The 15930-nt window shown below is 42.8% G+C and carries 14 protein-coding genes, 2 tRNA genes and 2 rRNA genes; 17 read left to right on the plus strand and 1 reads right to left on the minus strand.

Features of this window, described 5'->3' with window-relative positions; all coding sequences use genetic code 11:
• The first annotated feature begins 52 nt into the window (after positions 1-52).
• The 7 genes from KKB09_06900 to KKB09_06930 all read left to right on the plus strand — a co-directional run bounded on the left by KKB09_06900 (position 53) and on the right by KKB09_06930 (position 8253).
• Positions 53-400, plus strand: coding sequence for a cell division protein SepF (locus tag KKB09_06900; protein MBU4300917.1), 348 nt, complete (start codon positions 53-55; stop codon positions 398-400).
• 140 nt (positions 401-540) lie between these two features.
• Positions 541-879, plus strand: a complete 339-nt coding sequence (locus KKB09_06905) for a hypothetical protein (protein MBU4300918.1) — start codon at positions 541-543, stop codon at positions 877-879.
• 144 nt (positions 880-1023) lie between these two features.
• Positions 1024-1527 (plus strand): AAA family ATPase, encoded by a 504-nt coding sequence (locus KKB09_06910; GenBank protein ID MBU4300919.1) that lies wholly within the window; start codon positions 1024-1026, stop codon positions 1525-1527.
• 644 nt (positions 1528-2171) lie between these two features.
• A 16S ribosomal RNA gene (locus tag KKB09_06915) occupies positions 2172-3974 on the plus strand.
• Between the two features lie 209 nt (positions 3975-4183).
• Positions 4184-4290 (plus strand) — tRNA-Ala (locus tag KKB09_06920).
• 147 nt (positions 4291-4437) lie between these two features.
• Complete coding sequence (locus KKB09_06925; GenBank protein ID MBU4300920.1) at positions 4438-4698, plus strand: hypothetical protein; 261 nt, start codon at positions 4438-4440, stop codon at positions 4696-4698.
• A gap of 196 nt (positions 4699-4894) precedes the next feature.
• Positions 4895-8253 (plus strand): 23S ribosomal RNA (locus KKB09_06930).
• The 16S and 23S rRNA genes sit together here with 1 tRNA gene alongside, the layout of an rRNA operon.
• A gap of 128 nt (positions 8254-8381) precedes the next feature.
• Here the strand turns inward: KKB09_06930 and KKB09_06935 are convergent.
• Entirely contained in the window at positions 8382-8609 is a 228-nt protein-coding gene (locus KKB09_06935) for a hypothetical protein (GenBank protein ID MBU4300921.1), read from the minus strand.
• 550 nt (positions 8610-9159) lie between these two features.
• On the opposite strand from KKB09_06935, the gene trxB reads away from it, so the two are divergent.
• The 10 genes from trxB (at position 9160) to KKB09_06985 (ending at position 15811) form a co-directional block, all read left to right on the plus strand.
• Entirely contained in the window at positions 9160-10128 is a 969-nt protein-coding gene (trxB, locus tag KKB09_06940) for a thioredoxin-disulfide reductase (protein ID MBU4300922.1), read from the plus strand.
• A 38-nt stretch (positions 10129-10166) separates the two neighbouring features.
• Positions 10167-10346: a ferredoxin gene (locus KKB09_06945; protein ID MBU4300923.1), complete on the plus strand. Its 180-nt coding sequence runs from the start codon at positions 10167-10169 to the stop codon at positions 10344-10346.
• A gap of 26 nt (positions 10347-10372) precedes the next feature.
• On the plus strand, positions 10373-10639 hold the full coding sequence (locus tag KKB09_06950) for a hypothetical protein (protein ID MBU4300924.1): 267 nt from the start codon (positions 10373-10375) through the stop codon (positions 10637-10639).
• A gap of 26 nt (positions 10640-10665) precedes the next feature.
• Positions 10666-11199 carry a rubrerythrin family protein gene (locus KKB09_06955; GenBank protein ID MBU4300925.1) on the plus strand — a complete coding sequence of 178 codons (534 nt, stop codon included), beginning with the start codon at positions 10666-10668 and terminating at the stop codon, positions 11197-11199.
• Positions 11200-11219: 20 nt separating this feature from the next.
• On the plus strand, positions 11220-12374 hold the full coding sequence (locus KKB09_06960; GenBank protein ID MBU4300926.1) for an NAD-dependent malic enzyme: 1155 nt from the start codon (positions 11220-11222) through the stop codon (positions 12372-12374).
• A gap of 84 nt (positions 12375-12458) precedes the next feature.
• Positions 12459-13082 carry a hypothetical protein gene (locus KKB09_06965; protein MBU4300927.1) on the plus strand — a complete coding sequence of 208 codons (624 nt, stop codon included), beginning with the start codon at positions 12459-12461 and terminating at the stop codon, positions 13080-13082.
• 62 nt (positions 13083-13144) lie between these two features.
• Positions 13145-13672 carry a hypothetical protein gene (locus KKB09_06970; protein ID MBU4300928.1) on the plus strand — a complete coding sequence of 176 codons (528 nt, stop codon included), beginning with the start codon at positions 13145-13147 and terminating at the stop codon, positions 13670-13672.
• A 60-nt stretch (positions 13673-13732) separates the two neighbouring features.
• Positions 13733-14719: a diphthamide biosynthesis enzyme Dph2 gene (gene dph2, locus KKB09_06975; GenBank protein ID MBU4300929.1), complete on the plus strand. Its 987-nt coding sequence runs from the start codon at positions 13733-13735 to the stop codon at positions 14717-14719.
• A gap of 72 nt (positions 14720-14791) precedes the next feature.
• A tRNA-Arg gene (locus KKB09_06980) sits at positions 14792-14948 on the plus strand.
• Positions 14949-15265: 317 nt separating this feature from the next.
• Complete coding sequence (locus KKB09_06985) at positions 15266-15811, plus strand: LemA family protein (protein MBU4300930.1); 546 nt, start codon at positions 15266-15268, stop codon at positions 15809-15811.
• Positions 15812-15930: the final 119 nt, after the last annotated feature.

Consider the following 15930-nt stretch of genomic DNA (forward strand, 5'->3'; position numbering starts at 1 on the left):
AAAGCCTGGAGCGAAACGAAAGGATTTTTTAAATATGCATAAGGTGAAAAATATGGTTGTACGCGGTTTTTTGGAAAGGCTTAAGAAAGAGGAAAATATAAGCGACGATGTGGATTACATTGAAGTGGATAATGCCGATGGCGGGTCGGACGGAAAACACTTGATAAAGATAAGAACCCTTACAGATTTTGCTGATAGTGAATTGATTCAGCAGGACATAAGGCAGAACAACATAATTTTTGTTAAGATAAAGCCGCTCAAGGACAAGGACATGACTGAGTTAAAAAGAGCTGTCGATCGATTGCGAAAAACCTGCATAGCAGTCAACGGCGATATCGCAGGAGTTGATGAGGATTTTCTTGTTATAACTCCGGAATCGGTTAAGATACATCGCGGTTAAATTTAACCGCGGATTTTTTTCTTTTTAGCGCGAGCTTTGCGAAAATTTAAACCGAATTACGAAAACATGAATCTGATTTTGAAGTGCCGAAAAAGAAAAGTATTTATATGGTGGATAACAATACTAAAGAGGTAATCTGCATGACAGAAAAAATAGAAAAATTTAAAACCTCTAATGGGTTTGTAATTATTGATACTGATCCGAATTCAGGCATTAAACGGCCTTGGATGAAGATGGAGTATGAAAACAAAGTTGGAAAATATCAGGGGTCCGAAAATGTTACTTATCCCGGTATTGGAGAATCTATGGGGATCCATCCCGTGGGTATGGGAGACTCGAAAGTTGTAATCGATTTAATACATGCGAAAGTTTATGAAGGACCTGGACTTCCAAGAGAAATACTGCGTGAGCGAGATCCAAAGAAAAAATTAGCGTACGTGGAAAAACATTACAAAGAAGCACCCGTTGTTGATAAATAAATATTTTCTTAAATGGCGCGCTTCGATTCAATGCCAATCGAGTCCAGCAATAGCAGGTTCCTCTCGAAATGTGTTGTGGCGAATCGCACGCGAAAAAATATCCTCAACTTCGCAGAATATAAAATTCCAAATCCTATTCTGAGTATGTGCTATTTTGTCATAATCCGCGGCCCTGCAGGCGTTGGAAAAACTGCTGTCGCGAAAAAACTGGCTGCGCGCCTTGGCGGAACATACATTTCTTTTGACAAAATCATGCGCGAAAATAACCTTGACAAAATCGAAGGAACGTGTATAAAAGCACGTAATTTCATAAAAGCCAACGAAATTGCGATACCCGAGGCACTTAAAAATCTCAAAAACGGTAAAATCGTTGTTTTTGACGGATGTTTTTATCATAAATCGCAGGCAGAACATCTCATCAAAAACATTCCTTTTAATAATTACACATTTACATTAAAGGCTACACTGAATGAATGCATTTTACGAGACAAAAAAAGAAGCAATAAAGCCCAAATCGGCGAAAAACGCGTACGCGAAGTTTATTTTTTGGTTTCGCGCATCGATTATGGGGTTGCAATGAACACTGCGAAAAAGGCTCCGGAAGAAATTGCAACCGAATGCATCTTTCGAATGCCTAAAATTCGGTAGATTTTGTGCAAATTAAACGAAAGCTTTAAATCATATCGTTTTGCTTCGCTAAAACTCGAAGCTTTAAAGCAAAGCTTTAAATACTTTAACACACTTAAAAAATAGGTGCTCTAGAACGGATAGCGTGATGTTCTAAACGAGTTTTACATTGAATTGCATTTTTGGTGCAATTCAGAAGCTATCGGCGCGAAACCGCAGCTGATTATTTACTTTGAATATTTGAGCTCATGTTATGCATGGAGCGAAAATTACAAAGGCTTGAAAATCAGTAATGATTTTCATGACAGTTGATATTTTTCCGTAATTGGAAAATATGCAAAACGGATTATGTTCGTTTTGCCGTAAAAGTCGAGCCGAAAGGAGACACGCATTTTTCGAACTTGTCGCAAGCACTTTCTGCGTTGAGACGGGCAATTTATTTCTTGGCACTATCGTGCCAAGCTTTTGAGGCAACCAAACCTCAAATGCCCAATAACCTTTGAAATTCATTGGTTAAAAGAAGGCGAAACTCTTGATATATAACTCTTCTGCCTAATCCTTCTAAAGTTTTCGTTATCGAAAAATTTAGTTGCGATTATTTTCAAGTACACTATAGCGGACTTGAAAAGTTTGTAATTTCTTTTTTGAAATTATGAATGGTATTAATTCCGGTTGATCCTGCCGGAGATCACCGCTATTAGAGTTCCACTAACCCATGCGAGTTCCTGGGTAAAACCAGAGCGAACGGCTGAGTAACACGTAGTTAACATCCCTTTAGGTGGCGAATAACCTTGGGAAACTGAGATGAATACGCCATAGTCAATTATGCCTGGAACGGTTTATTGACGAAAGCTTCGGCGCCTAAAGATTGGACTGCGGAGGATTAGGTCGATGTTAGGGTAATGACCTGACATGCCAATAATCCTTAGGGGCCATGAAAGTGGTAGCCTCCAGATGGATTCTGAGACACGAATCCAGGCCCTATGGGGCGCAGCAGGGGGGAAAACTCCGCAATGCACGAAAGTGTGACGGGGGAACTCTAAGTGCCAGCACACTGTGTTGGCTTTTCATTAGTCCAAATCGCTAGTGGAATAAGTGGGGGGTAAGACCGTTGCCAGCCGCCGCGGTAATAACGGCTCCACAAGTGGTGATCACGTATATTGGGTCTAAAGCATTCGTAGCCGGTTTGTTAAGTCTTCTGTGAAATCTGATAGAAAACTATCAGGCGTGCAGGAGATACTGGCAAGCTTGGGACCGGGAGGAGCCTGGAGTACTTTTAGGGTAGGGGTAAAATTTCGCAAAGCAAGCTTTGCTGTATTGCAAATTGCTTCGCAATTTACAATCCTGTAATCCTAAAGGGACTACCTGTGGCGAAGGCGCCAGGCTAGAACGGATCCGACGGTGAGGAATGAAAGCGAGGGGAGCAAAGGGGATTAGATTTCGCAACTAGCGTTGCTCATTTATTCGCTAGCGCGACTAAATACCCCCGTAGTCCTCGCTGTAAACGATGCCCGCTTGGTATTGGAAGTTGCTAGACTTCTTCCAGTGCCGTAGGGAAGCCATTGAGCGGGCCACCTGGGAAGTACAGTCGCAAGGCTGAAACTTAAAGGAATTGGCGGGGGAGCACACAAGGGGTGCGGTCTGCGGTTCAATTGGACTCAACGCCGGGAACCTCACCAGGGGTGACAGCAGTATGATGGTCAGTCTGAAGGGCTTACCTGACGCGCTGAGAGGTATTGCATGGCCGTCGTCAGCTCGTGCCGCGAGAGCTTTTACTAAGCCTTTTTTTGAGTTTCTAAGAAACTCAAAAAGCTTGGAAATTCGCAAGAATTTCCATGATCTTAAGAAAGGCTCCGGTAAAGGTGTCCTGTTAACAGGTCGTGGTGCAGCAAAAATGACATCACCATGGAAGCTTCAACACCCAAAATAGTGTATATCAAGAAAAATAAAAAATAAGCAAGAGAGTAAACGCGTATACCTAATAAGGGTTTGGATTAATTATCGAAGCTTTTAACTTGACAGATAGTCAGGTAACGAGCGAGACCCACGCCGTATGTTGCCAACTGTTTCTTCGGAAGCGGCGCACTCATGCGGGACTGCCCGTGCTAAATGGGAGGAAGGAGTGGTCAACGGTAGGTCAGTATGGTCCGAATCCCCTGGGCTACACGCGGGCGCCAATGGCAAGGACAATAGGATGCAACTCCGAAAGGAGGAGCTAATCCCTGAACCCTTGTCTCAGTACAGATTGAGGGTTGCAACTCACCCTCATGACGCCGGAATCCCTAGTAGGCGAATGTTAGCATCTTTCGTCGAATACGTCCCCGCTCCTTGCACACACCGCCCATCAAACCATTTGAATCGAGTTTGGATGATGCCCTGCCCTGTGGTAGGTTAGAATCCGAATTTGGTAAGAAGGGTTAAGTTGTAACAAGGTAGCCCTACCGGAAGGTGGGGCTGGATCACCTCCAAGCCGTCTGACAAATAATTGTCAGACACAGAGTTATCAGTCGCTTTTTTGAGTTCGTAAGAACTCAAAAAGCTTGAAAATTCGCAAGGATTTTCATGACACGCGACTAATCAAGAGTTTCGCCTCTTTCAAATTCGCAAGAATTTGAAAGGCTTGAAAATCTTCGGATTTTTAAGATCTCAACTAAAAATGGATTTCAAAGAAAATAACGGGCTCTTAGATCAGCTGGTAGATCGCTGCCCTTGCACAGCCCAGCGCAAATTATCGATGCGGCTCGCGAAAGGCAGAGGCCGCGCGTTCGAATCGCGCAGAGTCCATTTTTTGTTTGCATTCGCCAAAAGTATTGGCAAAACAAAAAAGCCGAGAGCAACGCGGTTCATAGTTCATAAGTCGTTGCGAACGGATTTTTCGCCATTAAGTAACGTATTTGACGAAAACCGTATTGAGTTAGCAAAGATGATTTTATGGCTACCTTTAGAGGCATTGGATGTACTGTGGAGGAAGTAGAGAATTTGTTTAATATAACATACGTATGTGCTACTGGCCACAAAACAGTATTTGAAATGCCTAGAGAATACATAAACAATAATCACAGTTATGGCATTCATGATTGTCCAGGAAAATGTGGCGAACAAGTTAACTTGCATAAGGATAATAACTCAATTATTGCGGAACCTTGTAAGGATCAAGAATCGTTAAGATTTCGCGGTATGAACTATAATTGATTTTATATTTATCATTTTCCAGCGCGTCAAAACGCGGAAAATGTTATCGGCTGTTCCTGATTTTTTCGGGAATGGTGAAGAGGGTTTCTAGCGCGAAACGCGCCGGAAATTCGCATGATTCAGCATAGGACCTAGTAAATTAGTCATGAAAATTAAATTCATTCGAAAGAATTAAATTTTTCAAGATTAAGGAATTTGTATGTATGCACCAAGCCACGTAGTGGATGACTTGGCTCAAGAACCGATGAAGGGCGCAACAAGTTGCGATAAGCCGTGTGTAGGCGCAAGTAGCCTTTGATGCACGGATTCCTGAATCAGATTATCTGGCCGAAAGGCACTCGGAAACGAGAGGGAACGCTGGAAATTGAATCATCTTAGTACCGGCAGGAAAAGAAATCAATTGAGATGCTGTTAGTAAGGGCGACCGAAAGCAGCACAGGCCAAGCCGAATCTTCTGCAGAAATGCAGTCGAGATGTAGCCTAGGCGACATTACCTTCGTACAATAGCTGAAGTGGGCTGGAAAGCCTCTGCCAAAGAGAGTGAAAGCCTCGTAAGCGAAATTGTGAAAGGTATAGCCTAGAAAGAGTAGTGTAAGTTGAGATTCTTGCATGAAGACGGGGGTCAGATGCCTCCAAGCCTAAACATAACTTGAGTCCGATAGAGAACTTAGTACGGCGACGGAAAGTTGAAAAGCAGCCGTAACAGGCGCTGAAAAGAGTCTGAAACTATGTGGTAATAGTCTGTCATGGCATGAAAGTTCGCAAGAACAGTGTCATGGCGTGCGTTTCGAAAAAAGAGGTAGGGAGTGTATTTAAGTGGCAAGGTTAACTCAAAGAGGGAGCCTAAGGGAAACCAAATGTCCGCAACCCGCAAGGGCGAGGGGCGTCGTGTGAAAGCGCGAGAAGTCACTTGAGTATGACCTGAATCTGGACGATCTATTCCAGGGCAGAATGAAGCACTTCGAAAGGAGTGTGGAGGTTCGAATCCGGTTGTGGAAACCCTTCGGGTGACCTTGGAATAGGGGTGAAAAGCCAATCGAGTCCAGAAATAGCAGGTTCCTCTCGAAATGGGCCATAGCCCAGCCTGGAGCGAGGAAGATGCTTGTGTAGAGCTACTGATTAGGGGTTTAGGTTCCGAAAGGGATCGACTCCTTGTCAAACTCCGAAGCGAGTATCACTGTAGACCTCCGGAGTGAGTGTATTTGGGTAAGCTAAATATGCTAGAGGGAAACAACCCTGACGAAAGTTAAGGCCCTAAAATATATGCTAAGTGTGACTAAGGTTGTTCTGGTTCTCAGACAGTAGGGATGTAGGCTTAGAAGCAGCCACCATCTAAGCAACGCGTAACAGCGGACCTACCGAGAATCAGGGCGCCGTAAATGGACGGGGCTCAAGCATATTGCCGACACTTTCGCATACTCTTCGTTAGAGAGTACATGGGTAGAGAGGCGTAGTGCGTGGGTAGAAGTAGGGCTGTAAGGTCCTATGGACCGCGCAATAATGAGAATCCTACCAGTAGTAATAGTAAAAAGTAGAGCGAACATCTCTACCGCCGTAAGGGCCAGGGTTTCTTGGCAATGTTCGTCAGCCAAGAGTTAGCCGATCCTAACGCAAACCCTAACTGGAGTTTGCGGAAAGGGAAGCAGGTAAATATTCCTGCGCTATAGATATACATGTGGCAACACTAGATTGATTTCTGACACTTTGAGATAAGTTGACATGAACCATCGTTCACGTTAAGGTATGAAGTCCGGGAAGGAGCGTAATGCTGAGAACCGGATGAAGTGCTGAAGGTCTGCTGTATGGTGGATTCGACCGAATCTTGGAGTCCATGAAAAGGGAATCAACCGGATTATCTATAATCGTACCGAGAACCATCACTGGTGTCCCTCGGTTAATAACCAACGGTGCTTCGGGACAAATCCAACTTAAGGAACTCGGCAAATTAGCCCCGTACGTTCGCAAGAAGGGGTGTCCATTGCCATGTCCTTGAGACATGATCAGTGGATCTCAGTAATAAGGGGGTTCCGACTGTTTAACAAAAACATAACTGGTTGCTAAGCCGAAAGGCCTTGTATAACCGGTGACTCTTGCCCACTACTGGTATCTGAAACTCCGGTTCAACGGAGCTAAAGACCAGCCAAGGGCGGTCGTAACTATGACGATCTTAAGGTAGCGTAATCCCTTGTCGATTAATTGTCGACCCGCATGAAAAGAGGCACGAGATCCCCACTGTCTTAAGTTGGAACCCGGTGAACCTGACGTTTTGGTGCATAGTCCAAAGACTTCCAACGGGAAGCGAAGACCCCGTGGAGCTTCACTGCAGTCTGTGATTGATGCACGTTTCTGGATGTATAGCGTAAGTGGGAGGCGCCGAAGTTTGTCCTGCGGGACAGATGGAGCCGACGATGTAACACCACTCATTTGGAGATTTGCGTCTTACCCGAAAGGGGACATTTATAGATAGGCAGTTTGGCTGGGGCGGCACACTCCTAACAACTTATCAGGAGTGACCTATGGTGTCCTCAGGCGGAACGGAAACCCGCCGTAGAGTTCAAAAGCAAAAGGACGCCTGATAGGATTCTGAACAACGAGGAATCCTGCCACGAAAGTGTGGTTTAGCGAACCCTTGTGTCCCTCCATCTGAGGGCCAAGGATGACAGAAAAGCTACCCCGGGGATAACTGAGTCGTCTCCTGCGAGAGTTCATTGGCAAATGTGGAAGAAATTCTACATAGCTGATCTCTTGTATTTACAAACCTGAAAAGGTTTGGAAAGCTTGAAATTGCATCGCAATTTCAAGATATGACTCTGGTCTTCCCTTATTTCTCTGTTTTCGCAAAATGCGTAACGTTGAAGTTTGAGGACAAATAAACAGATAAATACATACAACAGATATAGATGCAATTTCATGCCGAAAGGCTTTTGAAATGCCTAATAATCCGGCAAGGATTTTGAGGAACTAAAGGAGTCCTCAAATCATGCCGCTTTCGCGGCAAGCTTTTGGGCGTAACCCAAAAAGCCTAGAGCAAGCAAAGCTTGCGAAAGGATTTTTAGGATTAAGCATCTTCAGATAGATCGACCAGGAGGCTTGCTACTTCGCTGTCGGCTCTTCCTAACCTGGCTGTGCATAAGCAGCCAAGGGTGCGGGTGTTCACCGATTAAAAGGGATCGTGAGCTGGGTTCAATACGTCGCGAGACAGTATGGTTGCTATCTGTTGGAAGTGTTTGCATCTGAGGGCAAGGTCCGGAGAGTACGAAAGGAACTCCAGGCCGTAGCCAATAGTGAATCAGTGATCCGACAGGGTCTCTGAATAGCCACGCTATTCTGGATAAGAGCTGAAAGCATATTTGCGTTTTCGCAAATATCACTGAGCGCAAGCTTAAGTTGATATTTGCGTAGGGTACATGCCCTGCGCGAAGCTGATCTAAGCTCGAAGCCACGCCCAAAAAGAGATGCAATTGGCTCCCGTAGAAGACGGGTTCGATAGACTGGAGGTGTAAGTGGAGCAATCCATTCAGCCAACCAGCACTAACCGCCATAAAAATGCATACATACAAACTTAGATATCTTGAAGATTGTAGAATTGATTACTTGATTAATTACTAGGTCCTATGTGATTATTATTTTATAATTCTTTTGTGATATTTCAATATTCTTTTTTAGTGTTCAAAAAATAGATCTTATTTATTAGGTATTGATTTTTCTTTACCGAGAAAATAAATTGTTCCCAATGCAGCCAATGCGTTCATTGTCGATAAAGCTGCGTACGTATTTCCACTATCCGGAAGCGGATCCATATCTTGTAGTAGTTTTGAAAATTCTTGTCCGGCAAATCCTGCGGTAATTAATATGCTTGGAACGGATATTGCGGGGTGGAATAGTAATTGTGCAGAATCTTCAGGAAGCATTCTATTTTGATGACTAACATACGATCCTAATTCTCCTGATTTTTCAACATATCAACATACTTAGGCTAATTCATCTTATCATCCTTGTCAATAGTCTAAACTCTTTCAGTTATATTTTTTATTTTCCATCACATAAAGCCTTAATGCGCTTTATCAGCTGTGCGCGCATCCTAAGCGTAGCTTGTGTGGGCGGTTTTACTTTCATGCCTCGCATTTTTATCATTTTCATGCCATTCACCTCTAGTTACTATAAAGTAATTACTATTGTTCCTAAATGTTTAAATATGTTTCTATACGTCAATTGTCGAATAAAGGTCATTTTAAAGAATGGTTTGTTATAACGCCAGTTTAATAGATTCATTGTTGTTCTAAATGTAAAATTTGAAATAAAGAAAATTCTGTTCAAATAGCATTTGCGTATGTTGGTGATTTCGATAACTTTGGCACCAGTTCACGGAATTTGGAACTTCTTCTATGTTTTTGAAACGTTAGAAAAATGTGCGACAAAAATAGTATAAAACTATATAACCTTTAAGGCGTCAATAAGTGCATGCTTTATGACCTCATAGTTATTGGCGGCGGTCCGGCAGGAATGACAGCTGCGCTTTACGCGCGAAGATACGATCTCAAGGTGCTCGTTCTTTACGAAAAGCTTGGCGGGCACACTGCAGATGCGCACAACGTAGAGAATTATCCCGGAATTCTTGCCATTTCCGGAATGAATTTGGCTGCGAAATTCAAAGAGCATGCTGAGAAATTCAAAGCCGAAATAAAGCAGGAAAAAGTTGAGCGCATTGAAAAAGCGACTCACGGCTTTCATGTTACTACGTACAATCACACACATACAGGGAAAACCATTTTGATAGCAACAGGAACAGAAACAAAGAGCCTTGAAATAAAGGGAGAGAAAGAGTTTTCAGGCCGCGGAGTATCTTTTTGTGCGACTTGCGACGGGCCGCTTTTCAAAAACAAAACCGTTGCTGTAGTCGGTGGCGGGGATTCTGCGGCGTCTGCGGCGTTGTATCTTTCTGACATTACAAAAAAAGTCTATCTCATTCATCGGCGCGAGGAATTCAGGGCAGAGCCGATGCAGGTTAAGCATATTAAAAAAAGCAAGAATATCGAATGCGTTCTCAATTCAGTTATTCAGGAAATAAAAGGAGCAAAGCTAGTTTCTTCGGCAATAATTTCCGACGTGAATACAAACAAGACGAAAGAAATCGCGCTTGATGGCGTTTTCATTGAAATCGGGGCAATGCCGACAAGCGTTCTTGTGCAGGGTATCGGAGTGAAATTCGATAATATTGGATTCATTATTGTTGATGCCGCGCAGTCAACCAACGTATCAGGAGTTTATGCGGCAGGCGATATAACAACCGGCTCGAATAAATTTATGCAAATTGTGACTGCTGCTGCGGAAGGTGCGGTTGCGGCGAGTTCCATATACAAATATGTGAGGCAGAATGAAAAAGAAGGAAAAAACCATCACGAAGCGCAATGGGCGAAGGAGAAAAAATAATATGAACAAGGGAGATAAATATCGTGGAGGTGAAATGTATGGCATTAAAAATTGACGCTAATCTGTGTATTGGATGCGGTTTATGCATAACGATTTGTCCTGATGCTTTTGAGCTAAAAGACGATGGAAAGGCGCATGTCGTAAACGAAAACGGGTGCAAGAAATGCAACTGCGACGAGGCTATTGAGAAGTGTCCGGTAATCGCGATATCGCGATAATGGGAAGTGAGTACGTTTTGATTATTATGGATACTGAAGAATGTCGCAGCATAAATGATATTATAACTGATATTAAAGAGCATTATTTCAAAGGGCAACCACCGGAGCTATCCATATACCGCCGCAATCTCCGCGGCAGCATATATTTATCTAAAGACGAACTGGATTGGCTGGTTAAAGAGAAAATGATCGAATTGCTTGACTTCAAGGGATACCAAAGGTTAAGATTAACTGAGAAAGGCATGAATGCGCTTAATCCCGAACAGTCCGAACGTTATGGCAGGAAATCCTGAATTGGCGCATATTTGAGGCGATTACAATGGCAGCTAAAACAAAAACCGAAGAAAACTTAATGAAAGCATTTGCCGGCGAAAGCATGGCGCGCAACAAATACAATTTCTTTGCAAATATTGCGCGAAAAGAAGGTTTTGAGCAGGTTGCGGCAATTTTTGACGAGACTGCGGATAATGAAAAAGAGCACGCAAAGAAAATAGCAAAGCTTCTTGCAAACATCATCGGCGACACCAAAAACAACCTGAAAGCAGCAATTGAAGGTGAGAATTACGAGCACACCATAATGTACCCTGAATTCGAGAAGGCGGCGCGCGCAGAAGGAAACCTGGAAGCCGCAGAATTCTTCAAGCATGTTGCGATGGTTGAAGTGGAGCATCACAAAAGATATGACGCGCTTCTAAAAAATCTTGAAACTGGAAAAGTGTTTCAGAAAGACGCGCCAGTCAAATGGAAATGCAGGAACTGCGGATATGTCCATGAAGGACGAGACGCGCTGAAAGTATGCCCCGCGTGCCTGCACCCGCAGAGTTTCCAGGAAGTGAAGGCACAGAATTACTGATGTTGGAAGAAAGGATGGTTATGAACTACGCCGAAGAATCTCTGAAGCTGCACGCACAGAAAAAAGGGAAGATGGAAATCAAAAGTAAAGTTGCGCTGGCAACCAAAGAAGACCTTTCTCTAGCATACACACCGGGTGTTGCGGCAGTCAGCGCGGCAATAGCAAAAGACAAATCAAAAGTTTACGAATACACTTCTAAAGGAAATACAATCGCAATTCTGACAGACGGCTCGCGCGTCCTTGGACTTGGAAATATCGGTCCCGAAGCAGCGCTTCCTGTGATGGAGGGAAAAGCAATTCTTTTCAAGGAATTCGGAGGCGTTGATGCATTTCCGATTTGCCTTGCAACGCAGGACATTGAGGAAATCATCAAAATTGCGCATGCAATAGCGCCTGTTTTTGGCGGGATAAATCTTGAGGATATTGATTCTCCGAAATGCTTTGAGATTGAAGAGCGCCTGAAAAAAGAGTTAGACATTCCGGTTATGCATGACGATCAGCACGGCACAGCAATCGCCATTTTTGCAGGCCTCTTGAATGCGCTCAAGCTAACAAAAAGAAAAATCGAAAGCGCTAAAATCGTAATTCAGGGCGCTGGAGCAGCAGGAAATGCGACTACAAAGCTGCTTGTTCTTGCAGGGGCAAAAAACGTTATTGTTTGCGATTCTCGCGGCGCGATTTACGCAGGCCGGTTTGAAAATATGGATAATTACAAGATTCAGCTTGCCGCAATTACTAACAAAGGCAGGTTTTCGGGAAGCCTTGCCGATGCAGTGAAAGGCGCGGATTTTTTTGTCGGAGTTTCTGCGCCAAACACAGTGACTTTGGAAATGGTTAAATCGATGGCAAAGGACCCGATTATTTTTGCGCTTGCAAATCCGGTTCCGGAAATAACTGCCGAGATTGCAAAAGAGGCAGGCGCTAAAGTTATCGCAACCGGCAGAAGTGACTGTCCGAATCAGATAAACAATGTTCTTTGCTTTCCGGGAATTTTCAGAGGCGCGCTTGATTCGCGGGCAAAAGAGATAACTGAAGAAATGAAGCTGGCTGCGGCGCGCGCAATTGCAGGGCTTGTGTCTGATTCTGAACTGCGCGAGGAATACATAATTCCGTCAGTTCTTGACCGTCGTGTTGCAGCTGCAGTGGCCGATGCGGTGAAAAAAGCCGGTAAATAATACTTACAGGCACCCATTATTTCTGTTAAACTTCGTTTAATTGCCAAAAACAAGCTTTAAAAGCTAAACTCGCTCATTAGATTTATGGACGTACTTGAATTGATACCTACTGAAGAGGAAGTCGGAAAGTGGATAGTATCTTCAGTGAATCATTGTTTTAATGTGGAGTTTTACTTAGAGAAATTGAATATAAACTATCCGTTTATTCAGAGACCGCACGATTTAGAAGGCGAAGGGAATAAGCTTTCATGGCCCGTCATAAAAGGTTTTGCTTTGCAGTATCGCGAACCGAAAGTTGATTTTAATACGTACATACAACCCGCTCTTGAATTGCATCGCAAACAGCATCATCACCGGATGTGGAATGGGGATGAGGTGAATCCAAATGCGACTAAAGCGGACCTGGAACTAGGCGGACTCGATTCTGCCTGTTCGTTGCTTGAACCCCGGGATTACCAGGGCGGAGTGCATGATTACCGGGGTGCTGAAGAAATCGCGAAAAAAAATCCGAAGCAAAAAGTGCCTTATATCTTATGGGCTATTGATAAGATAGAGCATATGGAAAACCCCAATCTTAACGCCATTAAGTCAATTAACAATATTCCAAATACCGGATTAAACCAGCCGATGTATGAAGCAATAGTCAAGAGGACAAATGAAGCTGTTGAAATGCTGAGGTCCGAACACGGATATGTGTTGAATATATAACTAACTACGCCGGGGTAATACAAAATATATTTATTTAAATAGTTTTCTCTGCAAATAATTTCATGGCATTTTACAAACCAATTCTTACTATTCAAGAAGATAAACTGGGCGCACCAAAACATGCAATAGTTTATATCGACACAAAAGTGTCCGAGATATTTGATAGAAGGATACACGGCGCCATAGAAGAACACGTATATAATGTCTATCGAAAAAACAAAGATCGCTTCAAAACACTCGGACAGTATAATATTGATATTCTTTGGGCGGATGGAAAAGAACCTATGCTCGACATATGGGTTATGGATAAAATTAAAGACTGGGGTGCAGAACAGATCGATTCCGGAGCTCTTGTTGAAGCAGAGTATACATTTAGGAATTTTAAACAGGATAAAAAGAGCGGCATAGGTGCTGGACTGGGCATGATGGTATTGGCCAAAGAAGAACTTCAGAGAAGAATAATTGAACAACAACTCGGAGAAGGCAGTTCGATAAATGAGATATTATACAAATACATTCATAACGATAGGCCTTCATTAGATTTTGGTCCGGGATTCGATTTTACTCCGCAAAAAGAATTTTATTTGTAACAATTCTTTGTTATTTTTCCTTTTAAGCGCCTTTAAATATTTTCCCGACGTTCTTTTAGTATGGTTATCGATTTTGAAACTCATCTCGCTCCGCTTCGCTCGCTTGAAGCTTTTGAGGGTTCTAAACCTCAAAAAGAAATTAAACTCGCGCTTGATGCGCACAAGCCAAAACGCGTTCTCATACAGGCACCGGAAGGCCTGAAAACCCGGATGCAGGAGATTGCGAAAGCTATTGATGCGCGCAAAATCGAAACAGTCATCTGGATAGAGCCCTGTTTTGGTGCATGCGACATTCCAGATTATGCGGCAAAGGCTTTCGGCTGCGATTTAATAATTCACATAGGACACGCTCCGATGGGCGTCAAAAGTGAAGTGCCTGTCGCATATATTGAATATTCGATGAATGCGGATTTCGAAAAAATCCTTCTTAAAAACGCTTCAGCGCTTTCGAAATACAAGTCAATCGGCATCATTACAACAGTCCAATATGTTGGAGATATCGAAAAAGCAAAAGAATTTCTTGAAAAAAGCGGCAAAGAAGTTTTTGTCGGAAAGTCAAAGTCTCTGAAATACGCCGGACAGGTTTTGGGATGCGATGTGGCTGCGGCGCAATCCGTTGAAAAAGACGTTAATGCGTTTGTATTTCTTGGCTCCGGAAGATTTCATGCTCTTGGCGTGCTGAAAAAAACAAAAAAGCCAGTGCTTATCGTAGATGTCGAAAGCGGCGCGATTATCGACATATCATCCGAGCGGGCGCTGATTGAAAAAAAGCGCATCCTTCTTAACATAAAATTCAGGGAAGCGAAAAAAGCAGGGCTTCTTCTGTCATCGAAAAAAGGGCAGCATAGCGGAAAAGATATATTCGCTCTAAAGGAGAAAATTGAAGCGCTTGGCAAAACTGTAGATATTATCGCAGCGGATTATGTTTCGCCGGAAAAAATACTTGGCATGAAATTCGACATTCTTGTAAACTGCGCATGCTCGCGCATTGAGGATGACCTGGTTTTTAAAGAGCCTGTGATAAATGCTGATGAGATTGAATTTTGATTAATTAAAATTTTGCTTCAATACTATTAAAAGGGATTTATATATTTCTAGCGACAACTAAAAACGGATTCAGGGTCCGTAGCTCAGTTAGGATAGAGCGAATGGCTTCGACGTGCGCGCAATAGTTATTGACCTTTTGCGCGAATAAAGAAACCATTAGGTCGAGGGTTCAAATCGGTTATTTTTCTTACAAAGAAGAAAAGAAATCGTGAAAATCCCTCCGGACTCGCTTATTTTTTTATCAATATGATGCATTCTCTTTTGTTATATGCTCTTCAATACATATGTCTTGATTGCTATTTATCAAAATCTCAATCAAAGTTGTGTGTGTATATATAAGCTGTTCTTTACAATAGAGCATATGCAAAACTGGCAGGCACTCGCATTAAAAAAACAGACGCAGCTAAGCATATTTTCAAAGAAAGCAGAACCTGTCGCAAATGTTTCTTAAGCAATTCTGTTTTGGTTTTATTTCGCACACGCTAATCTAAATCCGTTTTTTGTCGAACTTTAAAAGTATATAAGCTTTAATGAGCAATATACTTTATGGCAGTTGAAACAATAATTCTAGGCTTGATTGTGTTGCTTGTAGTAATAGCAATATACTATCTTAATCGCATCAATATTCTTTCAAACCGTATAGATAACGCTTGGGCGCAGATAGACGTCCAATTAAAGAAGCGGGCGGATCTTGTGCCAAATCTTATTGAGACCGTTAAGGGCTACATGAAACATGAGAAATCGGTCTTTAAGGAAGTTTCTGATGCCAGAAAGGCCATGATGGGTGCGCAAACTCCCCAGGACAAGGCAAAGGCAGGAAATGTGCTTGCCGGTGCGTTAAAGTCAATTTTCGCGCTTTCTGAAAATTATCCAACACTTAAGGCAAACGAGAATTTCAAAATGCTTCAGGAAGAGCTTTCAGGCATTGAGAACAAGATTGCCTATGCACGGCAATTTTTCAATGATTCTGTTCTTGAATACAACAACCTCGTGACCACAATACCCGGCAGCTACTTTGCATTCGGAAAATCTCCGAAGAAGTTCTTGGAAATTGAGGAAGTGGAAAGAAAACCGGTTAAAGTGGCGTTTTAAATAGTGCTTAAGTACACTTTCAACTAAATGATAGCTCTTTTTCTATGTATGCGCCGATAGCATTCATGCCTTCTCTTACAGTTTGAAAATCGCTGTTGTTCAAAACAAATCGTTGTATC

The sequence above is a fragment of the Nanoarchaeota archaeon genome (genome assembly GCA_018897155.1).
Classification (GTDB): domain Archaea; phylum EX4484-52; class EX4484-52; order EX4484-52; family LFW-46; genus LFW-46.